The sequence below is a fragment of the Pseudomonas sp. 22526 genome (genome assembly GCF_052044735.1).
Lineage (GTDB): Bacteria > Pseudomonadota > Gammaproteobacteria > Pseudomonadales > Pseudomonadaceae > Aquipseudomonas > Aquipseudomonas piscium.
Map to the genome: position 1 here is coordinate 397,233 of NZ_JBQENK010000003.1, position 21,849 is coordinate 419,081.

Here is a 21,849-nt window from a genome sequence, read left to right on the forward strand (position 1 = left end):
GTTCATCGGTCGACGGCTTTTTATCGCGGGCCTAGAATAAGCGCCTGTCTCTTTTCGGTCTGTATGCCATGCCTCCTGAATGTCAGCTGTTCGGCACCCTGGGTTGCCACCTGTGCGAACTCGCCGAGGCGGAGTTGATGCCGCTGGTGGAGCATGGGCTGTTGGTCGAGCTGGTGGATATCGCGGAAGACGAAACCCTGTTCGAGGCGTATGGCCTGCGTATCCCGGTCCTGCGCCGGGTGGACAGCGGCGCCGAGCTGGGCTGGCCGTTCGATGCCGAGCAGGTGGTGGCCTTCCTGCGCTGAGCCGGCTGTCGCTGGCGCGACACTTTCCGTTTGTCGCCTTCGCTGCAATCCCTTGGCGGGATCCCGATTATTCGGTTACTGTATATGCGTACAGTTATCGGGATGGTTCGCCATGTCTCTCACAATCCTCGCCCGCGCCGAGCGTTTGCAACACCTGTCGCCCGAGCATGCAGGGCACGACGGGTTTGCTGCCGGGCTCAAGTTCGAAGGCGGTTTTTCGCTGGATCGCACCGTGGGTCTCGGAGCACCGCAGATCCGTGCGGTGCTGGTGGATGACGACAGCCTGCTGGGCTTCGGTATCTATCCCGGCGATCGGCTGATCGTCGATCGTTCGGCGGCCCCGGCGGTGGATCAGTACGTGGTGGCCCATCTCGATGGCGAAGAAGCCTATGGCGTGCGCCTGCTGGCTCCCGACCCCAAGGGCGGGCTGCTGCTCAAGGCGGCGCGACCTTCGATTGCGCCTATCCCCCTGGACGATCGGGACTCGGCGCAAATCTGGGGCGTGGTGTTGTGGGTGGTCAGTTACGTCGGCCGTGGCTGATACCGATGTGCGGGGCGTGTGCTCAGTGGATGAAATGAGAGGGTAGAAGGACTGATGATGGTCAATGTCGAACAATTGAAGAGCAGTGTGAACCGCATGTCCGCCGATGTGGTGCGCGAAGCGGTACTCGAACTGCGCCTGGACGGTCTGGTCACGGAAGGCAAGACGCCGTTCAACAAGCTGCATTTCAATACCTGCTTTGCCGAAATCGAAGCCCTGTTCCAGCGTGCGGGTTATCACCGGCAACTGGACGTGGTGGGGTATCAGGGGTTGTTGTATGCACTCTATGACCCGGCCCGCTGGGAAGCGGTCGATGTGCTGCGCTGGCTGAAGGAGTTCACCGATGCCGCCGCGCAAGCCGGCGTGGCCCGCGCCTAGTCGCTGGTCCCTAAGGGGGAAACTCTCCTAGGTTCCCCGGGGCCCATGTTGGATAATGCCGCTCTGCATTGTCCGCTCGAGCTTTTGTATGTCCTCCGTACCTTTTTCCGCCGCACAGCATCAGGCCAGCACCCTGTTCCTGCCCCCCGGGTCATGGCCAACCGTACTGGACTGCCTGTGTGATCATTTCAGCACCATCAGCCGCGAACAGTGGCTGAGCCGGATCGCCCGTGGCCGGGTGCTCGATGAACAAGGCTTGCCGATCAGTGGCGACCTGGCGTACCGCGAAGGCCTGCGCATTCATTATTTCCGCGAAGTGCCCGACGAAAAGGTCATCCCGGTGCAGGAGTCGATCCTCTATGTCGATGAGCACCTGGTGGTGGCGGACAAGCCGCATTTCCTGCCGGTCACACCGGCGGGGGAATATGTCGAGCAAACCTTGCTGCGCCGCCTGATCCGCAGCCTGGACAATCCCCACCTGGTGCCTCTGCATCGCATCGATCGGCATACGGCGGGCCTGGTGTTGTTTTCGGCCAATCCGCAAAGCCGCTCGGCCTATCAGTCGCTGTTTCCGACGCGCAGGATCGACAAGCGCTACGAGGCCATCGCTCCGGCCTTGCCCGGTCTCGAGTTCCCGCGGGTGCATAAAAGTCGCCTGGTCGATGGCGAGCCGTTTTTCCGCATGCAGGAAGGGCCTGGCACCCCTAATACGGAAACGGCGCTGGAGGTCCGGGAAAAGAACGGTGACCTCTGGCGTTATGGGCTGTATCCGGTGACCGGCAAAAAGCACCAGTTGCGGGTGCACATGAGTGCGCTGGGGGCGGCGATCTGCAACGACCCGTTCTATCCCGACGCGCTCAAGGACGTGGAAGACGATTACGCCAAGCCGCTCAAGCTGCTGGCCCAGGGGCTGCGTTTTACCGACCCGCTGACCGGGGAGGAGCGCGAGTTCGAGAGCCGGATCAGCTTGCAGTGGTAATCCCGGCAACAGCTTGCTGCATCCAGAAACGATAAAGCCCGCGAAAGCGGGCTTTATGCATTCAGGCTGTAAGGGTATGGATTACAGCTCTTTTACGGTACGAACCTGATCTTTGTTGATGCGGGTTTGTTTGCCGTCCAGTTGTTCGAACTCGTAGAAGCCGGAGTCCTGATCGTATTTCGGCGTATCGACGGCCTGGATTTCGCGACCGTCATTCAGGGTGATCACAGTAGGCGATGCGCAACCGGCGAGAGTGGCAAGGCCCAGTGCAAGCATGAGAGTGGCGAGAGTCCGCTGAATCATTATGTGTCTCCGAGATGAATACTTTTAGTTGCTGTGCTTGAGACGTATACAACGCCTGCAAGTTCCTTGAGTTAAGGTCATTCTGACACGCCGCGCTGCTGGCTTAACAGCTCTGGTGTATTCAGATTAGCCAATCGTGGATCGTTTGCCGGACATTGCAGGGCCTGAGCATCCAGCCCGCGCATGATGCGTCCGGGGCTGCGTTCACCATCCTGCCAGGCGCCGTCGAAGGTGCCGAGCAGGGCGCGCGGAATGATACACAGCAAGGGTTCCCAGTGCTCGCCATGGCGCAGCATCAGTGGTTTGTCCGGGTGTCGGGCGGCGCTTTGTCGCATGGCGTCGATCAGGTGCGCATCGATGCGCGGTACGTCGCAGGGCAACACCAGCAACTGGGCATGCCGGGCGACGGCCAAGCCGGCACGAATCCCTGCCAGCGGCCCCGGGAAATCATTGCTTTCGTCCTGCACCAGTTGATCGGCAAAAGGCGCGTACTGCTGCCGATTGCGGTTACAGGAAATGATCAAGTCATCGCTCAGGCCGCGGGTCAGTCGATGCAGGTGGGCGATCAATGGCCGGCCCTGCCACTCGATCAGCCCCTTGTCCCTTCCGCCCATGCGTTGGCCGCGCCCACCGGCCAGGAGCAGAATGGAGCAGGGTGGCAAATCTGCGCGCAGGGTCATGGCACGTCTCCACAGGGGCGGTCAAAGAGAGCGCTGTGATATAACACCGGGCTGTTTCTCCTACAACTGGATCGAGCCTATGAAAGCCAAGGCTGATGTACCTTTTGCACCCCTGAATATCGCGGTGCTGACTGTCAGTGATACCCGGACCCTGGAGACCGATACATCCGGCCAGGTCTTCGTCGATCGTCTGGGCGCTGCCGGCCATAACCTGGCCGCGCGCGTCCTGCTCAAGGACGATCTCTACAAGATTCGCGCACAAGTGGCGACCTGGATCGCCGACGACCTGGTCCAGGTGGTGCTGATCACCGGCGGCACCGGTTTCACCGGCCGTGACAGCACCCCGGAAGCCGTGTCTTGCCTGCTCGACAAACAGGTCGACGGATTTGGCGAGTTGTTCCGCCAGATCTCGGTGGCCGACATCGGCACTTCCACCGTGCAGTCCCGAGCCCTGGCCGGCCTGGCCAACGGCACGCTGGTGTGCTGCCTGCCGGGCTCGACCAACGCGGTGCGTACCGGTTGGGACGGCATTCTCGCCGAGCAGCTGGATTCGCGGCATCGGCCGTGCAATTTCGTCACGCACCTGAAACAGGGCGCGCCTTGTGAATCCCGTGGGTAAGCCGGGCAAGATCGGTGCCTTGATGCCGGTCGAGGTCGCGTTGGCCCGTTTGCTGGAGATGGCCGAGGCTACTCCCATTCTCGAGCGCGAGCGGTTGCCGCTGGCGGCGGCTCAAGGCCGGGTATTGGCCGACGATCTGGTTTCCACCCTGGACCTTCCGCCCTGGCCCAATAGCGCCATGGACGGTTACGCCTTGCGTGCCTCGGACTGGAGCGGCGAGCCGCTTGCCGTCAGCCAGCGCATCTTCGCCGGTCAGGCCCCCGAGCCTTTGGCGCCTGGTACCTGCGCACGCATCTTCACCGGTGCGCCGGTCCCGGCGGGAGCCGACTGCGTGGAAATGCAGGAGAACGCCCAGGTCCAGGACGATGGGCGGGTGGCTTTTACCGAGCCTCTCGGCGCCGGGCAGAACATTCGTCCGCAAGGCCAGGAAACCACGGTCGGCGAGTGTGTGCTGGCGGCCGGAACGCAGCTGGGGCCGATCGAGCTGGGGCTGGCTGCTTCCCTGGGCTGCGCGGAGCTGGATGTGGTGCGTCGAGTGCGGGTCGCCGTGCTCTCCACCGGTGACGAACTGGTAGAGCCCGGGCAGGCGCTCGGTCCCGGGCAGATCTACAACAGCAACCGTGTCCTGCTGTGCAGTTGGTTGCAGCGTCTGGGCTGCGAGGTGGTCGACGGCGGAATCCTGCCAGACGATCTGCCCACGACCCGGCGTCGCCTGGCCGAGCTGGCGGATGTGGATCTGATCCTGTCCACCGGCGGCGTATCAGTGGGCGAGGCGGATTTCCTGGGCATCGCCTTAAGAGAGGAGGGCGAACTGGCCCTCTGGAAGCTGGCGATCAAGCCGGGCAAACCCTTGACCTTCGGGCATTTCCGCGGCGTGCCGGTAATCGGCCTGCCCGGTAATCCGGCCTCGACGCTGGTGACCTTTGCCTTGCTGGCCCGCCCCTATATTTTGCGGCGCCAGGGAGTGAAGGAGCTGCAACCCCTGCAGTTCCAGGTTCCGGCTGGATTTGCCTGGCCGAAGCCGGGGAACCGACGAGAGTATCTGCGTGGACGCCTGGAGCAGGGCAGGGCAGTCATCTATCGGAACCAGAGTTCCGGGGTCTTGCGCAGTGCCGCCTGGGCCGAGGGTCTGGTCGAAGTGCTGGAAGAGCGAACGCTGGTTGAGGGCGATTGGGTCAACTTCATTCCATTGAGTGAAGTCCTGGGCTGACTCCAGGGGAGGCGGACCTGGTCGGCAGGGCCGGGTCCATCCTCCAGAGCCCTGCCTGTCAACGCAGCAGTAGAAGGATCAGCAAGCCAAAACGGCTGTTCAGGCCCCAGGACAGCAGTGCCGATAGAAACCCGGCATAGGCCAATACCCAGGCGAGTTTCTTGAGCAAGGCTTGAAGCTTGCTATCGGGCTTATGCTCGCGCTCTCGGCTATGCACCTGATGGACACTCAGTTCCGAGTGTTTGCCTGTGCCGAGCAGGATGCCCCCTTCCAGCCGGTTGAGCGCGGAGTTCGAGCGTTCAAAGCATTTCTTGTCATCCATGTGTTTCGCTTCCCTGTTTGAGGCGTCGTTCGCCTGCCATGAACATTCTCCGATTGCCTGTTTCGGGTCAATTCAGGTGATTCTCAATCTGCGGTCAGAAAAGTTACCGGTCAGTGAGCAGAGGCCTGATGGGGATGACTTGATTACATCCCTGTCGGACTTTTTCTCATGGACCGAGGGTCAACATCCTTCATTGGCCCTCGAATGACAGGAGTGATGAGCGATGAGCGAACGCAAGGCGATGCTGATATTGCACGGCAAGCAGGCCCTCAACGAAGAAGTCCGCACCGCTGTCGAGCGCAAGCGTGAAGAGGGTTGGGAGCTGGCGGTCCGCCTGACCTGGGAAGCGGGCGATGCCCAGCGCCTGGTGGATGAAGCCCTCGCTGTCGGTTATACGCGTCTGATTGCGGGAGGCGGTGACGGCACCTTGCGGGATATCGCCGAGGCCATGGCGGCGCAGGCCAAGGATGCCAGTCTGGTGTTGCTGCCGCTGGGGACGGCCAATGATTTCGCGCGGGCGGCCGGCGTGCCGTTGCCGGCCCATGAGGCACTGAACCTGCTCGACCTGCCGGCACGGACGATCGATCTCGGCGAGGTCGGTGGCCAGGTATTTCTCAATATGGCCACGGGTGGGTTCGGCAGCCAGGTGACGGCCAATACCTCTGAGGACCTGAAAAAGATTCTGGGCGGCGCCGCCTATCTGTTCACCGGCTTGTCCCGCTTCAACGAACTGCATGCGGCCTACGGTGAGCTGCAGGGGCCGGATTTCCATTGGCGCGGCGACCTGCTGGCCCTGGGGATCGGCAACGGGCGCCAGGCCGGTGGCGGTCATCTGCTGTGCCCTGAGGCGATGGCCGATGATGGGTTGCTGGATATCAGTATCCTGCCGGCCCCTCAGGAACTGGTAGGCACCTTGAAGGACCTGCTGGCCGGCGGCTGGGGGATCGACAACCTGTTTGTGCGCACGCGCCTGCCCTGGGTGGAAATCAAGGTGTCCGAGGGACTGGACATCAATCTCGACGGTGAACCCCTGCAAGGCGAAAACCTGCGTTTTCGCGCGCTCCCAGGGGCATTGCGGGTGCATTTGCCGGAAGACTCCCCGCTGTTGGGGGCTTCGGCGCCTTAATCGTCGAGGCTGATGATTTGTTCGCGGACGGCGAACAGGACCAGGCCAGCCACGTCATAGATCTGCAGGCGTTTCATGATCTGCGAGCGGTGGGTTTCCACGGTCTTGATGCTCAGGCCCAGCCCGTGAGCGATTTCGCGGGTCGATTTGCCGCGAACGATCAGGCGCAGGATCTCCAGCTGGCGTGCGGTCAGGTTATGGGTTTCAACGGGTTCTGGATGGGGCTTCTGCACGCGGATCAGTGCCTGGTTGATCACCGTATGGGCAATGGCCGGGCTGAGATAACGCTCGTTGTTGCGCAAGGCCTCGAGCGCGTGTTCGAGTTCGTTGGCGGTGGTGTCCTTGAGCAGATAACCATGAGCCCCGGACTCCAGGGCCTGCATGATCAGCGCCGGATCGGTGTGCATCGAGAGAATCAGCACCTTGCTCTGCGGATGCACCACCTTGAGCTTCTTCAGGGCTTCAAGGCCGCCGACATCCTTCATGGAAATATCCAGCAGGATAATGTCTGGCGACAGCCTTTCGACCATTTCCAATACTTGTGCGCCATCGTTGGCTTCGCCGATCACGGCATAGCCAGGAATGTCCATGACCAGGGCACGCACGCCAGCCCTGATGAGCGAGTGGTCATCCACCAGAAGTAAGTTGCAGGTCAATGTAAAACCTTATTCGTACTGGCCCGTTCGAGTGCGCGAGGCGCCCAGGGGAAGAGTGCTTCGATTTGTGTGCCCTGGTCGGGCTGGCTGGAAACCTTCAGGGTGCCGCCCAGTTGCGCGATCCTTTCCGCCATGCCTGCCATGCCGCGTTGTCCTTGTGCGCCAGGATTGGCCGCCGGGGAAAAGCCACGGCCATCGTCGCTGATAAACAGCGAAAGCCCCTCGGGCAGGCGTTGCAGGCGCACCAGCAGGTTATCCGCCTGGGCGTGACGCAGCATGTTGGTGACGGCTTCCTGGGTGATGCGAAAGGCGGCCACCGCCATTTCCTCGGGGATGCCTGCCAGGCGTTGCTTGCATTCCAGGCTCCAGTGCACGGAAGTGTTTTCCAGAGTCTTCAGCAAGTGGGCCCGCAGGCTGGCTTCCAGGCCCAGGCTGGCCAATTGTCGAGGATTGAGAATGGCCGATACATCGCGCACCTTGGCCAGGGTTTCTTCCAATGTGCTTTGAAGCGTCGTGCAGTGCTGTTGCAGATCTTCAGGCAGGCGACGCTTGAGCCATTCGCTTTGCAACTTGGCGGCAGTCAGCAGCTGACCAATATCATCATGCAACTCACGACTGAGGCGATGGCGCTCGTTTTCCTGGACTTCCAGCAAGCGGTCCGCCAGCTCCTGAGGCTGGAACTTGATCGATTTGCGCGAATCGCCGTAATAGGCCCAGACACTGGCCAGGGCCGCCAGATTCAGGATCAGCAGGCTGAGAGGAAAGGTCGTCGACAGGCAATAGACGGCCAGACTTCCAAGTGCCGAGCATGAGCACAGCAACAGGTTGAGCCAGCGCAGGTTTATTCGAGAAAGAAGCCTGGCGGCAGTTGACTTGAGGCTGGCGTACATAGCGGATGGAGCCAATGAATGTTCGCTGCGGGGAGACCGGTCAAGGCAACTGACGAGCCCCGGTTTGGAAAACGGTATTGTTTGAGTATGCGGCTTCAATTAACGCGATCTATTCGTTGGGAGCAAGCCTTGCACTGATCTGGCGTGTAACAAGATCAATCTGAAGTCACAGTGCCATTAAGTACATCGTCTAGTGGTTGGCATAGTACCAGCTTTAGCTACCGTTGGTCGCGCCTCCATATATGTCCTGCGGGTCAGGAATATTAGCTTTTGGGACGTATGTTCCGATTCGCTTGTTTTAGCTGGCCACCCTGAAACAGTGACTGTATCTCGCCTTGAGCGAACGGCCAGGCGAAATTCAGGACACTTGAAGTCTCTGGATTGGTTTTATTTAGTTGTGCTAGTTGGTTCTGTCGTTAACAGGCATGAAATATTGAATAACGACATGATGCTGGTCAATGTCACAACATATCTAACAGCTGAAGTTAGGGATTAACGACAGGCTTATGCGTTTCTCTTGGCGATCGAAAAAACGTTAAACGAATTTTGTTGGCAGGACAGGGACGCGGGCAGAGGGTCGATTTGCACGGCGAGGGATTCGATGAGGGTGGCCTGTTCGTTGCCATCGAGGTTCAACTGCCCGGTCACCGGATCGACGAGTTCAAGCTGCCAGGCCATCAGGCTGAAGCACTCCCCGAGGGTGTCGAGGATCTGCTCGTTCATGTCCGGATGAGGGTGGGAATGATCCAGCAACGCATGGACCTGACGCGAGAACTCGGTGGTGCTGCGCAGCGCCAGCGCGTCGGTTTTCTCGGCAAGTTTGAGCAGAGTGGACAGCATGCAATCGATGGCGTCCTGATCGTTCCTGATCAGGTTGAGATGGTTCAGGCACTCAACCGACTTGGCCAATAGTGTTTCTGCCTCAAGCAGAAAGTCTGGCGACTGGTGCCACTCTTTATCGTCGATCAGCATGCTTGTCTCCACGACGCCACGTCAGATGATGGAATGGTCCGTTTTGTGAGCGGCTGTAAGGTATTACGCCGGTTATGCCGTGGGATATAAGACGATTCTGATTGGTTCTTAATGGACGAAGGCGCAGTGCTGATGTTTAGTCGGCAGGTGGCAGACCGTCGGGCAGGGTCTATCGGCCACGCTTGGACAGCGGAGGCGGGGGGGCTCGAAAGGGCACCAGCCCATCTTCCTGCGATCACAAACAAAAGCCTGACTCCATTCATGCAATGAGAATGGCGTCACATTAATGGCTATTGGATATTGCGAATATCAGGTTGGTCCTGATTGCCGATAGGGGATTCCCTTATAAAGGGGAACCAAGCGCTGAAATAGAGGTCGCGGCGGGGAGGTTGTGCGGGTGAAATCGCGAAGCCAGTAAAGCATGATGTTAATGTGACATCAATGCCTTTGCGTGGCATTTTGTACGTGGGTCAAGATTCGGCGAATTGCGCCGATAACCCTCGTTAGTGAATTCATCAGAACAAGCCCAGGAGTCATTACATGGCCGGCATTCTCGACACGGTAGATCAACGCACGCAACTGGTGGGTGAGAATCGCCTGGAAATCCTCATGTTCCGTCTGGCCGGGCGACAGTTGTTCGCGATCAACGTGTTCAAGGTGCAGGAAGTCCTGCAATTGCCGAAGCTGACGCTGATGCCCCAGCGCCATCCGTTCGTCTGTGGTGTGGTCAACCTGCGGGGGCAGACGCTGCCGGTCATCGATTTGTCCCAGGCGATCGGCATGCGGCCGCTGGTGCCGGGCCCCAACAGCACCATCATCGTCACCGAGTACAACCGCTCGGTGCAGGCCTTCCTGGTGGGGGGCGTCGACCGCATCGTCAACATGAACTGGGAAGCCATCCTGCCACCGCCGACCAGTGCCGGGCGCCAGCATTACCTGACGGCAATCAGCAAGGTCGACGATCAACTGGTCGAGATCATCGACGTGGAAAAGGTCCTGGCCGAAATCGTTCCGTACAACGCCAAGGTCTCGCGCGACAAGCTCGACGACCCGGTGCTCGAACGCGCCCGTGGCCGTGAAGTGCTGCTGGTGGACGACTCCAACGTGGCGCTGTCGCAATTGCGCGACACCCTGGGCCAGTTGGGGGTGAAGATGCACATTGCCAGCGACGGCCTGAAGGCCCTGAAGATGCTCAAGGCCTGGGCCGATACCGGGGTCGACATGACCGACAAGCTGCTGATGGTGTTCACCGACGCCGAAATGCCGGAAATGGACGGCTATCGCCTGACCACCGAGATCCGCAACGATCCGCGCCTGCGTGGCCTTTACGTGGTGCTGCATACCTCCCTGTCCGGCAGCTTCAACGAGTCGATGGTGAAGAAGGTCGGTTGCGACAACTTCCTGTCCAAGTTCCAGCCGGACAAACTGGTCGACGTGGTGCGCCAGCGCCTGATGCTGGACGAAGTTCCCGCCTGACGGGAGCAGTGGCCGGAGTGGCGCCTTCACGGCAGGTGCTTCTTTGATTCGCGGGCCGGCTCGTATAAGGTTGCTTTTTTTGCCACCCGGGAGCTGGCCATGCGTCTCAGCGCGCTTTATCGATACCCCTTGAAGTCCGGCAAGGGCGAGTCCCTGCAACAGGTCGCGTTGGACAGGCTGGGGCTGGAGGGAGATCGACGCTGGATGCTGGTCGATGAACCCAGCGGACGTTTCCTGACCCAGCGCGCGGTCCCGCACATGAGCCAGCTTTCGGCGCTGTGGAATGCCGAGGGTGGGCTGACCCTCAGTGCTCCCGGCTACCCAGCCCTCGACGTGCCACTGCCTGGCGCGGATGCCCCGTTGCGTGGCGTGACCATCTGGCGCGATACCCTGCGCGTGCCGGATGCCGGCGACGAGGCCCATGCCTGGCTGAGCGACTTCATCGGCAAGCCGACCCGCCTGGTACAGGTGCCCCTGGACCGTGCGCGCACCACTCAGGCCGGTTACGGCAAGGATGACGATCAGGTGGCCTTTGCCGACGGTTTTCCGCTGTTGCTGATCGGCGAGTCTTCTCGGGAAGACCTGTCCAGTCGCGTCGGTCGTCCCCTGGAGATGCTGCGCTTTCGTCCCAACCTGGTGATCGAAGGCTTCCCAGCATTCGCCGAGGACGGCTGGAAACGCATCCGCATCGGCGATATCGAGTTTCGGGTGGTCAAGCCTTGCGCACGTTGCATCCTCACCACCATCGATCCGCAGACCGGCGAGCGCAGCGCCGACCGTGAACCGCTGGCCACGCTGCAGCAGTACCGGGCGCAAGAAGGCGGGGCGATGTTCGGGCAGAACCTGGTGAACGATGGCATCGGCCGGCTGGAAGTCGGCATGCCGGTCACAGTGCTGGAATAAAGAGCCGGCAGAGCTGCAACGAAAAATGCCCGTATCGCGAGATACGGGCATTTTTTATGACCGACAATCAGTCCCCGAGGAAGGGATCAGCCGCGGTATTCGCACAGGTAGGCGGTGTCGACGGCGACCTTCAGCTGGAACTTGCTGTTGGCCGGGACGTTGAACTGGCTACCGGCGGCGAAGGTTTCCCAGTCGTTGCTGTCAGGCAGCTTGACGGTCAGGGCACCGGAAACCACGTGCATGATTTCCCGTTGAGCCGTGCCGAACTCGTATTCGCCCGGAGCCATGACGCCGATGGTGGCTGGACCTTCGGCCGTGCCGAAGGCAATCGACTTGACGGTGCCGTCGAAGTACTCGTTGACTTTAAACATGGGCGATTCCTCAAAAAGGGGTCAAAAAGGCCGGCCAGTATGCACAAGGCCTTCAGATGCGTCACCTGTTGCGCTGACGGATCAGCCGGGAAGAATCAGAGGCAATAAACGCGCCGTATTACGGGCATCTTCCAGGGCGCGATGCTGCTGGCCGGTGAACTGCAGCCCGGCGAGCTGCAGCGCGCCGTTCAGGCCCAGCGGTCGTTCGAGGCGGCGCGCCTTGGCGAAGCGTTGCTTGAGGTTCATGTGCGGCAGTTGGGCGAGGGCGCTGTGCAGTTGCGAGCGTTGCCACTCCTGCAGCAGCTGCTTGCGATCGTAGTCGCCCCAGCTGGCCCAGCCTTCCAGGCGCCCATGGTGCTGGCCCAGCCAGCGTTCGAACAGCGGCCAGACCTCGCTCAACGGCTGGGCGCCGTCGATCTGGGCCTGGGTGATGCGGGTCAGTTCACGGCAGAACGGCGTCAGCATCGGCCGCCGCAGCGGGCGCACGAAGCGCTGGAAATGGTCCAGTTCGCGCCCTTCGCGGTTCACCAGGGTGGCGCCGATCTCGATGATTTCCATGTCGGTCACCGGCCAGCCTCCTTCGTCCGTGGTGGCTTCCAGATCAATTACCAACCAGTGGGGCATCACAGGCTCCAGCTTCAACATCCCGATGAGGCTTGAGCGTAGCCAAAGCCGACGTCTGCGCCTAGCGGCTTATTCCACCTCCAGCAGAACCTGACGGTTTTTCACCTGGTCGCCGAGGTTGACCTGCAGCCGCTTGATCACGCCATCGATCCCGGCCTTCAGCGGGTGCTCCATCTTCATCGCCTCCAGCACCAGCAGCAGCTGGCCCTTGCTGACGGTCGTGCCCTCGCTGACCAGTACGTCGACTATGGCGCCGTCCATGGGCGCCTTGAGCATGCCGCTGTGGGCGCCGGCCTGGCTGGCGACCGGCGCGTGGCTGAGGTCTTGAAGGTGCAGGCTGCCAGGGCGGGTAAACAGCCAGAGCTGCCCGGCTTCCAGGGTGTAGGCGTAGCGGCGGCGGATACCATTGATGGTCGCCCAGGCCCAGCGGCCATCCGCTTTCAGCAGTTGTACCTCGAAGCTTTCGTCTGCCTGTTGAATCTGCAGCGTCCCGGCTTGCTGGTTATTCAGTTCAAGGTTCCAGACAGTTTCACCCGAGCCCAGGCGATAGTGCAGCGGCACGCTGGCGTTGTTGCGCCAGCCGGCCAACGCCGCGCCGTGGCGCTGGGCCGCGTGCCGATAAAACAGTGCCGCGGCCAGGGCCAGTTCGGCGCCGCTCGGCGGCTGCGGGCGCAAGCTTGGATCGTCGGCGAAATGTTCGGCGATAAAGGCGGTGCTGAATTCGCCGCTGGCAAAGCCGGGATGGCGCAGCAGGTTCGCCAGCAGTTTCTGGTTGCTCGCCACGCCCGTCAGCACCGTGTCCTCGACCGCGCGCAACAGCTTGCGGCGCGCCTCTTCGCGGGTGGTGCCATGGGCGATGAGCTTGCCCAGCATCGGGTCATAGAAGGGGCTGACGTCCTGGCCTTCCAGCAGGCCGTGATCGATACGCACATCGGCGCCCAGCGCCGGTTCCCAGCGCCGCACCTGCCCGGTTTGCGGCAGGAAGTCCTGCGCCGGGTCCTCGGCATACAGCCGCACTTCGATGGCATGGCCCTTGAGTTCGACCTGCTCCTGGCGCAGCGGCAGCGGTTGACCGGCCGCCACCTGCAGTTGCAGGGCCACCAGGTCCAGCCCGGTGATCATTTCGGTGACCGGGTGTTCGACCTGCAGGCGGGTGTTCATTTCCAGAAAATAGAACTGCCCCCGCGCATCGAGGAGAAATTCCACGGTGCCGGCGCCGACATAGTTCACCGCGCGGCCCGCCTTGAGGGCTGCCTCGCCCATGGCCTGGCGCAGTTCGGCGGTCATCACCGGGCAGGGCGCTTCCTCGACGACTTTCTGATGGCGGCGCTGGATCGAGCAGTCGCGCTCGCCGAGGTAGATCAACTGGCCGTGGCGGTCGCCGAACACCTGGATTTCCACATGCCGCGGCTCGATCAGCGCCTGTTCCAGAATCAGCTCGTCGCTACCGAAGGCGTGCAGCGCCTCAGAACGGGCAGTGCGCACCTGGGCCAGCAACTCATCGGCCCGCTGCACCAGACGCATGCCGCGCCCGCCGCCACCGGCGCTGGCCTTGATCATCAGCGGGTAGCCGATGCGTTCGGCTTCCTGTTGCAGGGTCGCATCGTCCTGTTCCGCGCCCTGATAACCGGCGATGCAGGGCACTCCTGCCGCGAGCATCGCCAGCTTGGACAGACGCTTGCTGCCCATCAGTTCGATGGCCTCGGCGCTGGGGCCGATAAAGGTGATGCCGGCGGCCTCGCAGGCGCTGGCGAACTCGGCGTTTTCCGACAGAAAACCGTAGCCGGGATGCAGCGCATCGGCACCGGTGCGCCGGGCCGCGTCGAGGATCGCCTGGCTGTTCAGATAAGACTGCTGGACCGCCGCCGGGCCGATGCGCACCGCCTCGTCGGCCATCCGCACATGCAGCGCATCGGCGTCGGCATCGCTGAACACCGCCACGGTGCGATAACCCAGGGCTTGGGCGGTGCGCTGGATGCGGCAGGCGATTTCGCCACGGTTGGCGATCAGGATTTTGCTGAAGGCGGGCATGGGGTGGTTTCCTGAGGTCGGTGGTGTTGGGTCGGGCATTTCGCGAGCAAGCTCGCTTCTACAGGTCCGTGACCTGCCTACTCCTTTGTAGGAGCGAGCTTGCTCGCGATGGGGCTCATGAGGCCCACGCCGGTTTGCGTTTCTGCACGAAGGCCATGGTCCCCTCGATGCCTTCGGCACCGGTGACGGCGGCGCCGAACTGTTCCGCCGCGCGATCGAGCAGGGGCGCCAGCGGCTCTTCATCGCTGGCCAGCAACAGCGCCTTGGTCGCGGCATTGGCTTCGGGCGCGCAGCACAGCACATGGGCCAGTACCTCATCGAGGCGTTCGGCCAGGGCCTCTGGGCTGTTTTCGACAAAATGCACCAGGCCCAACCGCTTGGCCTCGTGGCCATCAAAGCGCGCGGCGGTCAGCGCCAGCCGGCGGGCCTGGGTCAGGCCGATGCGCTTGACCACGAATGGGGCGATTTGCGCCGGCAGCAGGCCGAGGCTGGTTTCCGGCATGCCGAACTGCGCCTGATGATCGGCGATGGCGATATCGCTGACACAGGCCAGGCCGAAGCCACCACCCAGCACTGCACCTTGCAGCAGCACGATCAGCACCTGCGGGCTGTGCTGGGCTTCTTCGAGCAAGGTGCCGAAGGCCCGGTTCAGTTCCTGATAGGCACTGGCGCCCTGGGCGCGGGCAGTGGCCATGTCTTTCAGGTCGCCGCCCGCGCAGAAGTGCCCGCCGGCGCCGCTCAGGACCAGGGCGCGAATGCCGCGGTCATCGCGTACCGCCGCCAGCACCGCGCGCAGTTCGGCGACCATTTGCAGGCTCATGGCGTTGCGGCTGTCCGGGCGATCGAGAGTGATGTGCAGGACGCCGCCGCGGGGCGCCAGCAGCAGGGTTTCGCAGGCGGGCAGGCGGCTCATTTTCTTTTCCCCGGCAGGATGCCCATGAGCTTGCAGATGATGCCCAGCATGATTTCGTCGGCGCCGCCACCAATCGACACCAGACGCACGTCGCGATAGGCGCGGGCCACCGGGTTATCCCACATGAAGCCCATGCCGCCCCAGTATTGCAGGCAGCTGTCGCTGACTTCGCGGCCCAGGCGCCCGGCCTTGAGCTTGGCCATGGACGCCAGGCGGGTGACGTCCTGGCCCCGCACGTATTGCTCGGTGGCCTGGTACACCAGGGCCCGCAGGCATTCGATTTCGGTGGACAGCTCGGCCAGGCGGAAGTGGATCACCTGGTTGTCGATCAGCGGGCTGCCGAAGGTCTGGCGCTCCTTGCAGTACTCGATGGTGCTGTCGACGCAGTACTCCAGGCCCTTGATCATGTTGGCTGCGCCGAACAGCCGCTCTTCCTGGAATTGCAGCATCTGCATCATGAAACCGGCACCTTCGTGGCCGATGCGATAGCGCTGGGGCACGCGCACGTTATCGAAAAACACCTGGGCGGTCTCCGAACTGCGCATGCCAAGCTTGTCCAGGTGCGGACTGAGGCTGATACCGGGGCTGTTCATCGGCACCATGATCAGCGACTTGTTGACGTGGGGCTTGTCGTCCGAGGTGTTGGCCAGCAGGCAGATGAAGTCGGCGCTGGGGGAGTTGGTGATCCACATCTTGCTGCCGTTGATCACATAGTCGTCGCCGTCCTTGCGCGCCGTGGTCTTGAGCCCGGCCACGTCGGAGCCGGCACCGACTTCGGAGACGCCGATGCAGCCGACCATTTCCCCGCTGATGGCCGGGCGCAGGAACTCTTCGCGCAGCTCGTCGGAGCCGAAGCGCGCCAGGGCCGGGGTGCACATGTCGGTCTGCACGCCGATGGACATCGGGATGCCGCCGCAATGAATGGTGCCGAATTCTTCGGCGGCGACTATCGAATAGCTGTAGTCCAGGCCCATGCCGCCGAACTTCTCCGGCTTGGAGATGCCCAGCAGGCCCAGTTCGCCGGCCTTGCGGAAAATCTCGTGGATCGGAAAGCGCCCGGCCTTTTCCCACTCATCGACGTACGGGTTGATCTCGCGCTCGACAAAGTTGCGCACCGTGCGCCGCAGTTCTTCATGTTCCTGGGTGAAGATCATTTTTATTGTTCTCCTCAAGTTGAGTGACGCAATCCCTGAACCTTGTGACCCTGTAACCGTTGCCGCGGGCCGAAAACACCACCGTTGCGGAACCGCTCGCTATCCCTGTAGCCGCTGCCGAAGGCTGCGATCGGCCCCGCAGGGGACGTTGCCCTTGAGGCCCTCGAAGGCCCTTCGGGCCTTATCGCAGCCTGCGGCAGCGGCTACATCAGAACCGTGCGATGCCGAAACTGTTGGGCTGCAACGGGCGAACCGCGGCCTCGTGGCAGATATCCAGCAGATAACCCAGCAGGGTGCGGGTATCCCGTGGGTCGATCAGCCCGTCGTCCCACAGGTTGGCGCTGCCATACAAGGCGGTGGACTGGCTGTCGAGTTTCTGCGCGGTGACCTGTTCCAGCATATCCAGCATCTGCGGATCGGCCGCCTGGCCCTGCTTGGCATGCTTGGCCTCGGTGACGATGCGCAGCACCTTGCCGGCCTGGGCGCCGCCCATCACCGCGGTGCGGCTGTTGGGCCAGGCGAAGATGAAGCGGGGGTCCAGGCCGCGGCCGCACATGGCGTAGTTGCCGGCGCCGTAGGAGCCGCCGACCACTATCGTCAGTTTCGGCACCCGGGCATTGGCCACCGCCTGGATCAGCTTGGAACCGTGCTTGATCACGCCTTGCTGCTCCGACTCGGTGCCGACCATGAAACCGGTGGTGTTGTGGAAAAACAGCAGCGGGGTGCCGCTCTGGTCGCACAACTGAATGAACTGCGCGGCCTTGCTCGCGCCTTTCGGGGTGATCGGCCCGTTATTGCCGATAAACCCACAAGGGCGCCCCTGGATCTGTAAATGGCCGCAGAGGGTCTGCTGGTCGAACTCGCCCTTGAATTCGAGGAAGTTCGAGCCGTCGGCGATGCGCGCGACGATTTCCCGGGCGTCATAAGGTTTTTTCGGGTCGTCGGGAATCAGCCCCAGCAGCTCGTCGATCGGGTACAGGGGTTCTGCGTAGGCGCGCTGAGGCTGCAGCGGCAGCCGGGCATTCCACGGCAGGGCGTCGAGAATTTCCCGCACGATGCGCACGCCGTCGCCGTCGTTTTCCGCCAAGTATTCCGCGGTGCCGGCCACCTGTGCATGCATCTCGGCGCCGCCCAGTTCTTCGTCGGTGGCCACCTCGCCGGTGGCGGCCTTGAGCAATGGCGGGCCGGCAAGAAACAGCTTGGCCTTGCCACGCACCACCACCACGTAATCCGACAGCCCCGGCTGGTAGGCCCCGCCGGCGGTGGCCGAGCCGTGCACCACAGTGATCTGCGGCAGGCCCATGGCCGACATGCGCGCCTGGTTGGCGAAACTGCGCGCGCCTTCGACGAAGATCTCCGCCGCGTAATTGAGGTTGGCGCCGCCGCTTTCGGCCAGGGTCACCACCGGCAGTTTGTTTTCCATGGCGATCTGTTGCAGGCGCAGGGATTTTTTCAGGCCGCTGGGGGAGATGGTGCCGCCCTTGATCGCACTGTTGTTGGCCACCACCAGCACCCGCACGCCGCTGACGTAGCCGATGCCGGCGATCAGCCCGCCACCGGCCTGGCTGCCGTCCTTGTCGTCGTGCAGCTTGTAGCCGGCCAGGCTCGCCAGTTCGAGAAAGGGCGCGCCGGGGTCCAGCAGCAGGTTGAGGCGTTCGCGGGGCAGCAGTTGCCCGCGCTTTTCGAATTTCGCCTTGGCCTCGGCGGCCTTGGCCAGCAGGTTCTGTTCCAGTTGGCGCATTTGCGCCAGGCCGGCCAGCATCGCTTCGCGGTTCTGCAGGAACTGCGGGCTGTGAGGGTCGAGTTGGGACTGAATGACCGGCATGGCTTACTCCTGATCCTTGAGCACGTCCGGCAGATAAGCGCGGTGAAAGCCGTTGTAGGACTGGCTGTGGGACGCCTTGTGCAACGGCCAGGCGCGGCTGCCGAGGCTGGCGGCGCCGTCGATGCGCAAGGTGCTGCCGCTGATGAAGGCGGCCGCCGGGCTGAGCAGGAAGACGATGGCGGCGCTGACTTCCGACTCGGTGCCGATGCGCTTGAGCGGCACGTGTTCGCGCAGGGTCGGGATCACCGCCTTGAACGCACCTTCGTAGGTGTCCATGCCGCTGGAGGCGATCCAGCCCGGCGCCACGGCGTTGACCCGCACCCCGGCATGGCCCCATTCGAACGCGGCGGTCTTGGTGAAGTTGTCCATCCCCGAACGGGCGGCGCCGGAATGGCCCATGCCGGGCATGCCGCCCCACATGTCGGCGAGCATGTTGACGATGCTGCCGCCGTGCTTGCTCATGGACTGGTTGAAGACTTCCCGGGCCATGAGAAAACCGCCCACCAGGTTGGTGCGCAGCACGGTTTCAAAGCCTTTCTGATTGATCGAGGCCAGGGGCGAGGGATACTGCCCGCCGGCATTGTTGACCAGGCCATGCAGCGGCCCGTGGTCACGGATCAGTTCACTGACCAGGGCCTTGACCGCTTCCTCGTCGCGAATGTCGCAGGCATGCCCGCTGGCCTGGCCGCCGTCTTCGGCAATCTCCGCGGCCACCTGGTGCAGTTTGTCCGCCTTGCGCCCCACCAGCAGCACGCGGGCGCCAAGGGCCGCCAGTTCGTGGGCGGTGCAGCGCCCGATGCCGCTACCGCCGCCGGTGACGACTATGGTCTGGCCGGCGAACAGGTCGGGTTTGAAAATCGAGTCGTAAGTCACGGCAGGCATCCTCTAGTTGACGGCGTCAGCGATGCTCTGCGGCACCGGGATCTGGATTTCCAGCAGCTGCTGGGCGAAGGCCTTGCCTTGCGGGTCGATGCGCAGGCTGGCGACACCGCCGCCACCGAGGGCGTTCTCCAGCAGGAAATTCAGGCTGTGGCTGCCCGGCAGGTACCAGCGCTGGACCCGGCCGTGGATCGGGTCCAGCACATGGCTCATCCAGTCCACCAGCACGGCGGGGGTCAGGGCTTCGGCGATCCACGGCAGGTACTCGGGCGCGCGGGCCATGACCCCGATATTGCTGTGGTTGCCCTTGTCCCCGGAGCGCGCCACCGCCAGCTTGACCAGCGCCACGCTGGCATCGGCGCGGCCCAGGGGGCTGGCCACGGCATGGGGCGCGGGCAGGGCGCTGGAGTCGAGGGCGTCGAGTTCGGGCAGCTCGACCCGGTGGCGCTGGCCGGCCATTTCGACTTCCAGGGTGCAGGCGCTCTTGTCGATCAGGAACGAGAACAGGCGGATCAGCGGATAGACCGTGGGCCGGCCGCCGACGATGCCGGTCAGGCCCGGGGCCATGCCCGTGGCGGCCTGGGCGATCTCCCGGGAAAACAGCAGCAGTGCGCGCTTGTCCGGATGGCGCACGGCGAGCTTGATCACCACTTCGCGGCTGTCCTGGCGTTGGCCGTGGGGACCATAGGTGGCTTCGCTGCCGAGCAGTTCGATATTGACTTCGCTGTAGGGCGCCCAGCCGCGCTGGCCGAACATTTCCGCGGTCTTGTCGATGATCGCCTGGCTGACCCGGCGCGCCTTGGCCACGGCATCGATGCCGGCAATCAGGCAACTGGCGGTGCAACGGAAACCGTCCGGGTAGGTGGCGCTGACCTTGTACTGGTCGGTCGGTGGCAGGCCCTTGGCGCCGTGCACGCTGACCGCATTCTTGCCCTGTTGGCGCAGCTTGACCTGGGTGAAGTCGCAGACCACATCGGGCAGCAGATAGGCCCGCGGGTCGCCGATCTCATACAGCAGCTGTTCGCCGACGGTCAGCGGCGTGACCAGGCCGCCGGAACCTTCGGGCTTGCTGACCACGAACTGGCCGTCGGCGCCGACCTCGACTATGGGAAAGCCGATGTGTTCGTAGTCCGGTACGTCGCGCCAGTCGGTGAAGTTGCCGCCGGTGCACTGCGCGCCGCATTCGATGATGTGCCCGGCGAGGGCGGCCTGGGCCAGTTTGTCGTAGTCGTGCCAGGACCAGCCGAACTCATGCACCAGCGCCGCGCTGACCACCGCGCTGTCGACCCCGCGGCCAGTGATGACGATGTCGGCGCCGAGCTTCAGGGCTTCGACTATCCCGGGGGCGCCGAGGTAGGCGTTGGTGGACACGCACATCGGCGGCAGCGGCGCGCCGCTGAACATTTCATGGATGCCGCTGCCGCTCAGTTGCTTGAATTGGGGTTGCAGGTCGTCGCCCAGCAGCACGGCGATTTTCAGGGTGACCCCGGCCTGGTCGCAGGCCGCTTGCAGGGCCGCGGCGCAGGCCTGCGGGTTGACCCCGCCGGCATTGCTGATGACCCGGATCTCCTGTCGGGCGATCTCGCCCAGCAGCGGGCTCAAGACCTCGACGAAATCCGTGGCGTAGCCGGCACTGGGGGCCTTCATCCGCGCACCGACCATGATCGACATAGTGATCTCGGCCAGGTAGTCGAACACCAGGTAATCCAGGCGGCCGCCCTGCACCAGTTGCGCGGCGGCGCTCGAGGTGTCGCCCCAGAAGGCGCTGGCACAGCCGATGCGGAGGGTCTTGGTCATGGCAGGGGCTCTCGATAAAAGACTCGATGAAAGGCGCGATGAAAGACTCGATGACAGAACGGGATCGAGACTACCAAGCAAGCGCTTGGTTTGTAAACGTCGGAAATATCTTATTCCCAAGCGCTTGCTTGGTCGTCCCCACGGGCTTAAATTGCGCGCGCAAGCTCCCTGTTTCAGCGGGCTGCGCCGCATAACGATCGAGTGAATGTAGGAGAGAGGCCGTGGACGAGCAAAAAGCCTTGCTGGTGATGCGCCAGCTGGTCGCCAACGGGCAACTGACCGATCCGGACAGCGCCCGCGGCAAGCTGCTGCAAACCGCGGCCCACCTGTTTCGCAATAAAGGCTACGAGCGCACCACGGTGCGCGACCTGGCCGGCGCGGTGGGCATCCAGTCCGGCAGCATCTTTCATCACTTCAAGAGCAAGGACGACATCCTGCGCGCGGTGATGGAGGAAACCATCCACTACAACACCGCCCTGATGCGCGCCGAACTGGCCGAAGCCAGCAGCGTGCGCGAGCGGGTGCTGGCGCTGATCCGCTGCGAGCTGCAGTCGATCATGGGCGGCAGCGGCGAGGCCATGGCGGTGCTGGTCTACGAATGGCGCTCGTTGTCGGCCCAGGGGCAGGCCGACGTCCTGGCGCTGCGCGACATTTATGAGCAGATCTGGTCCCAGGTGCTGGGCGAGGCCAAGGAGGCCGGCTTTATCAAGGGCGATGTGTTCATTACCCGGCGTTTTCTCACTGGGGCCCTGTCCTGGACCACCACCTGGTTTCGCGCCGACGGCAGCCTGACCCTCGAGCAATTGGCCGAGGAAGCGCTGACCCTGGTGCTCAAGGAGCCATAGGCTCCCCGCAAGTAATTAATTATTCAGTGGAAAGTTGTCGAAGCGGCGGA

At 62.9% G+C, this 21,849-nt stretch carries 24 protein-coding genes; 10 read left to right on the forward strand and 14 right to left on the reverse strand.

The window, feature by feature from the left end; translation table 11 throughout:
- Positions 1-68 precede the first annotated feature (68 nt).
- From ACTJKT_RS06670 to ACTJKT_RS06685, 4 genes are all read left to right on the forward strand, one after another.
- Positions 69-305, forward strand: coding sequence for a glutaredoxin family protein (locus ACTJKT_RS06670; protein WP_025805459.1), 237 nt, complete (start codon positions 69-71; stop codon positions 303-305).
- Positions 306-417: 112 nt separating this feature from the next.
- Complete coding sequence (locus ACTJKT_RS06675) at positions 418-846, forward strand: S24 family peptidase (RefSeq protein WP_025805458.1); 429 nt, start codon at positions 418-420, stop codon at positions 844-846.
- Between the two features lie 57 nt (positions 847-903).
- Positions 904-1,224, forward strand: a complete 321-nt coding sequence (locus ACTJKT_RS06680; RefSeq protein WP_007923266.1) for a hypothetical protein — start codon at positions 904-906, stop codon at positions 1,222-1,224.
- 88 nt (positions 1,225-1,312) lie between these two features.
- The gene (locus ACTJKT_RS06685; protein ID WP_440786558.1) at positions 1,313-2,203 is read left to right on the forward strand and encodes a pseudouridine synthase; all 891 of its coding nucleotides are present in this window, start codon (positions 1,313-1,315) and stop codon (positions 2,201-2,203) included.
- Between the two features lie 81 nt (positions 2,204-2,284).
- On the opposite strand, the gene ACTJKT_RS06690 is transcribed toward ACTJKT_RS06685, so the two are convergent.
- Positions 2,285-2,506, reverse strand: coding sequence for a YgdI/YgdR family lipoprotein (locus tag ACTJKT_RS06690; protein WP_025805455.1), 222 nt, complete (start codon positions 2,504-2,506; stop codon positions 2,285-2,287).
- A gap of 77 nt (positions 2,507-2,583) precedes the next feature.
- Positions 2,584-3,186, reverse strand: coding sequence for a molybdenum cofactor guanylyltransferase MobA (gene mobA / locus ACTJKT_RS06695; RefSeq protein WP_440786559.1), 603 nt, complete (start codon positions 3,184-3,186; stop codon positions 2,584-2,586).
- Positions 3,187-3,265: 79 nt separating this feature from the next.
- Here mobA and moaB point away from each other — a divergent pair, with 79 nt between their 5' ends.
- Both moaB and ACTJKT_RS06705 read left to right on the forward strand, forming a co-directional pair.
- Positions 3,266-3,805 (forward strand): molybdenum cofactor biosynthesis protein B, encoded by a 540-nt coding sequence (moaB, locus tag ACTJKT_RS06700; RefSeq protein WP_440786560.1) that lies wholly within the window; start codon positions 3,266-3,268, stop codon positions 3,803-3,805.
- Between the two features lie 22 nt (positions 3,806-3,827).
- Positions 3,828-5,015: a molybdopterin molybdotransferase MoeA gene (locus ACTJKT_RS06705; protein ID WP_440786598.1), complete on the forward strand. Its 1,188-nt coding sequence runs from the start codon at positions 3,828-3,830 to the stop codon at positions 5,013-5,015.
- A gap of 58 nt (positions 5,016-5,073) precedes the next feature.
- Here ACTJKT_RS06705 and ACTJKT_RS06710 read toward each other — a convergent pair whose 3' ends face one another.
- Entirely contained in the window at positions 5,074-5,337 is a 264-nt protein-coding gene (locus tag ACTJKT_RS06710) for a hypothetical protein (RefSeq protein WP_440786561.1), read from the reverse strand.
- A gap of 223 nt (positions 5,338-5,560) precedes the next feature.
- Here ACTJKT_RS06710 and yegS point away from each other — a divergent pair, with 223 nt between their 5' ends.
- A complete protein-coding gene (gene yegS / locus ACTJKT_RS06715) occupies positions 5,561-6,463 on the forward strand; it encodes a lipid kinase YegS (protein WP_440786562.1) in 903 nt (300 codons plus the stop codon).
- Here the strand turns inward: yegS and ACTJKT_RS06720 are convergent.
- The 3 genes from ACTJKT_RS06720 to ACTJKT_RS06730 all read right to left on the reverse strand — a co-directional run bounded on the left by ACTJKT_RS06720 (position 6,460) and on the right by ACTJKT_RS06730 (position 8,981).
- Entirely contained in the window at positions 6,460-7,119 is a 660-nt protein-coding gene (locus ACTJKT_RS06720) for a response regulator (RefSeq protein ID WP_097304534.1), read from the reverse strand. The genes yegS and ACTJKT_RS06720 overlap by 4 nt on opposite strands.
- Positions 7,116-8,009 carry a sensor histidine kinase gene (locus ACTJKT_RS06725; protein WP_440786599.1) on the reverse strand — a complete coding sequence of 298 codons (894 nt, stop codon included), beginning with the start codon at positions 8,007-8,009 and terminating at the stop codon, positions 7,116-7,118. Before ACTJKT_RS06725 ends, ACTJKT_RS06720 begins: the two co-directional genes overlap by 4 nt.
- A gap of 504 nt (positions 8,010-8,513) precedes the next feature.
- On the reverse strand, positions 8,514-8,981 hold the full coding sequence (locus tag ACTJKT_RS06730) for a hypothetical protein (protein WP_440786563.1): 468 nt from the start codon (positions 8,979-8,981) through the stop codon (positions 8,514-8,516).
- Positions 8,982-9,521: 540 nt separating this feature from the next.
- Here ACTJKT_RS06730 and ACTJKT_RS06735 point away from each other — a divergent pair.
- Together ACTJKT_RS06735 and ACTJKT_RS06740 are read left to right on the forward strand one after the other, a co-directional pair.
- Positions 9,522-10,457 (forward strand): chemotaxis protein CheV, encoded by a 936-nt coding sequence (locus ACTJKT_RS06735; RefSeq protein ID WP_009044919.1) that lies wholly within the window; start codon positions 9,522-9,524, stop codon positions 10,455-10,457.
- 99 nt (positions 10,458-10,556) lie between these two features.
- The gene (locus tag ACTJKT_RS06740) at positions 10,557-11,360 is read left to right on the forward strand and encodes an MOSC domain-containing protein (protein ID WP_307948110.1); all 804 of its coding nucleotides are present in this window, start codon (positions 10,557-10,559) and stop codon (positions 11,358-11,360) included.
- 86 nt (positions 11,361-11,446) lie between these two features.
- Here the strand turns inward: ACTJKT_RS06740 and ACTJKT_RS06745 are convergent, their stop codons facing one another.
- The 8 genes from ACTJKT_RS06745 to ACTJKT_RS06780 form a co-directional block, all read right to left on the reverse strand.
- On the reverse strand, positions 11,447-11,731 hold the full coding sequence (locus ACTJKT_RS06745; protein WP_007930001.1) for a pyrimidine/purine nucleoside phosphorylase: 285 nt from the start codon (positions 11,729-11,731) through the stop codon (positions 11,447-11,449).
- A gap of 81 nt (positions 11,732-11,812) precedes the next feature.
- The gene (locus ACTJKT_RS06750) at positions 11,813-12,355 is read right to left on the reverse strand and encodes an exonuclease domain-containing protein (RefSeq protein WP_440786564.1); all 543 of its coding nucleotides are present in this window, start codon (positions 12,353-12,355) and stop codon (positions 11,813-11,815) included.
- 69 nt (positions 12,356-12,424) lie between these two features.
- The gene (locus tag ACTJKT_RS06755) at positions 12,425-14,386 is read right to left on the reverse strand and encodes an acetyl/propionyl/methylcrotonyl-CoA carboxylase subunit alpha (RefSeq protein WP_440786565.1); all 1,962 of its coding nucleotides are present in this window, start codon (positions 14,384-14,386) and stop codon (positions 12,425-12,427) included.
- Between the two features lie 115 nt (positions 14,387-14,501).
- The gene (locus ACTJKT_RS06760) at positions 14,502-15,299 is read right to left on the reverse strand and encodes an enoyl-CoA hydratase/isomerase family protein (protein WP_440786566.1); all 798 of its coding nucleotides are present in this window, start codon (positions 15,297-15,299) and stop codon (positions 14,502-14,504) included.
- Entirely contained in the window at positions 15,296-16,453 is a 1,158-nt protein-coding gene (gene atuD, locus ACTJKT_RS06765) for a citronellyl-CoA dehydrogenase (protein WP_440786567.1), read from the reverse strand. Before atuD ends, ACTJKT_RS06760 begins: the two co-directional genes overlap by 4 nt.
- Before the next feature lie 208 nt (positions 16,454-16,661).
- On the reverse strand, positions 16,662-18,278 hold the full coding sequence (gene atuC, locus ACTJKT_RS06770) for a geranyl-CoA carboxylase subunit beta (protein WP_440786568.1): 1,617 nt from the start codon (positions 18,276-18,278) through the stop codon (positions 16,662-16,664).
- Positions 18,279-18,281: 3 nt separating this feature from the next.
- Positions 18,282-19,151 carry an SDR family oxidoreductase gene (locus tag ACTJKT_RS06775; RefSeq protein WP_440786569.1) on the reverse strand — a complete coding sequence of 290 codons (870 nt, stop codon included), beginning with the start codon at positions 19,149-19,151 and terminating at the stop codon, positions 18,282-18,284.
- Between the two features lie 12 nt (positions 19,152-19,163).
- Positions 19,164-20,954, reverse strand: a complete 1,791-nt coding sequence (locus ACTJKT_RS06780) for an acyclic terpene utilization AtuA family protein (RefSeq protein ID WP_440786570.1) — start codon at positions 20,952-20,954, stop codon at positions 19,164-19,166.
- A 221-nt stretch (positions 20,955-21,175) separates the two neighbouring features.
- On the opposite strand from ACTJKT_RS06780, the gene ACTJKT_RS06785 reads away from it, so the two are divergent.
- Entirely contained in the window at positions 21,176-21,799 is a 624-nt protein-coding gene (locus tag ACTJKT_RS06785) for a TetR/AcrR family transcriptional regulator (RefSeq protein WP_097304523.1), read from the forward strand.
- The last annotated feature ends 50 nt before the right edge of the window (positions 21,800-21,849 follow it).

What these genes read in the sequence shown, in the direction of transcription:
- ACTJKT_RS06730 (WP_440786563.1), bottom strand. Translation starts at nt 8,981, where the DNA reads ATGCTGATCGACGATAAAGAGTGGCACCAGTCGCCAGACTTTCTGCTT.
- ACTJKT_RS06780 (WP_440786570.1), bottom strand. Translation starts at nt 20,954, where the DNA reads ATGACCAAGACCCTCCGCATCGGCTGTGCCAGCGCCTTCTGGGGCGAC.
- ACTJKT_RS06735 (WP_009044919.1), top strand. Translation starts at nt 9,522, where the DNA reads ATGGCCGGCATTCTCGACACGGTAGATCAACGCACGCAACTGGTGGGT.
- ACTJKT_RS06685 (WP_440786558.1), top strand. Translation starts at nt 1,313, where the DNA reads ATGTCCTCCGTACCTTTTTCCGCCGCACAGCATCAGGCCAGCACCCTG.
- ACTJKT_RS06690 (WP_025805455.1), bottom strand. Translation starts at nt 2,506, where the DNA reads ATGATTCAGCGGACTCTCGCCACTCTCATGCTTGCACTGGGCCTTGCC.
- ACTJKT_RS06740 (WP_307948110.1), top strand. Translation starts at nt 10,557, where the DNA reads ATGCGTCTCAGCGCGCTTTATCGATACCCCTTGAAGTCCGGCAAGGGC.
- atuD (WP_440786567.1), bottom strand. Translation starts at nt 16,453, where the DNA reads ATGATCTTCACCCAGGAACATGAAGAACTGCGGCGCACGGTGCGCAAC.
- ACTJKT_RS06750 (WP_440786564.1), bottom strand. Translation starts at nt 12,355, where the DNA reads ATGCCCCACTGGTTGGTAATTGATCTGGAAGCCACCACGGACGAAGGA.
- ACTJKT_RS06745 (WP_007930001.1), bottom strand. Translation starts at nt 11,731, where the DNA reads ATGTTTAAAGTCAACGAGTACTTCGACGGCACCGTCAAGTCGATTGCC.
- moaB (WP_440786560.1), top strand. Translation starts at nt 3,266, where the DNA reads ATGAAAGCCAAGGCTGATGTACCTTTTGCACCCCTGAATATCGCGGTG.
- yegS (WP_440786562.1), top strand. Translation starts at nt 5,561, where the DNA reads ATGAGCGAACGCAAGGCGATGCTGATATTGCACGGCAAGCAGGCCCTC.
- ACTJKT_RS06680 (WP_007923266.1), top strand. Translation starts at nt 904, where the DNA reads ATGGTCAATGTCGAACAATTGAAGAGCAGTGTGAACCGCATGTCCGCC.
- atuC (WP_440786568.1), bottom strand. Translation starts at nt 18,278, where the DNA reads ATGCCGGTCATTCAGTCCCAACTCGACCCTCACAGCCCGCAGTTCCTG.
- ACTJKT_RS06725 (WP_440786599.1), bottom strand. Translation starts at nt 8,009, where the DNA reads ATGTACGCCAGCCTCAAGTCAACTGCCGCCAGGCTTCTTTCTCGAATA.
- ACTJKT_RS06710 (WP_440786561.1), bottom strand. Translation starts at nt 5,337, where the DNA reads ATGGATGACAAGAAATGCTTTGAACGCTCGAACTCCGCGCTCAACCGG.
- ACTJKT_RS06760 (WP_440786566.1), bottom strand. Translation starts at nt 15,299, where the DNA reads ATGAGCCGCCTGCCCGCCTGCGAAACCCTGCTGCTGGCGCCCCGCGGC.
- ACTJKT_RS06705 (WP_440786598.1), top strand. Translation starts at nt 3,828, where the DNA reads ATGCCGGTCGAGGTCGCGTTGGCCCGTTTGCTGGAGATGGCCGAGGCT.
- ACTJKT_RS06670 (WP_025805459.1), top strand. Translation starts at nt 69, where the DNA reads ATGCCTCCTGAATGTCAGCTGTTCGGCACCCTGGGTTGCCACCTGTGC.
- mobA (WP_440786559.1), bottom strand. Translation starts at nt 3,186, where the DNA reads ATGACCCTGCGCGCAGATTTGCCACCCTGCTCCATTCTGCTCCTGGCC.
- ACTJKT_RS06675 (WP_025805458.1), top strand. Translation starts at nt 418, where the DNA reads ATGTCTCTCACAATCCTCGCCCGCGCCGAGCGTTTGCAACACCTGTCG.
- ACTJKT_RS06755 (WP_440786565.1), bottom strand. Translation starts at nt 14,386, where the DNA reads ATGCCCGCCTTCAGCAAAATCCTGATCGCCAACCGTGGCGAAATCGCC.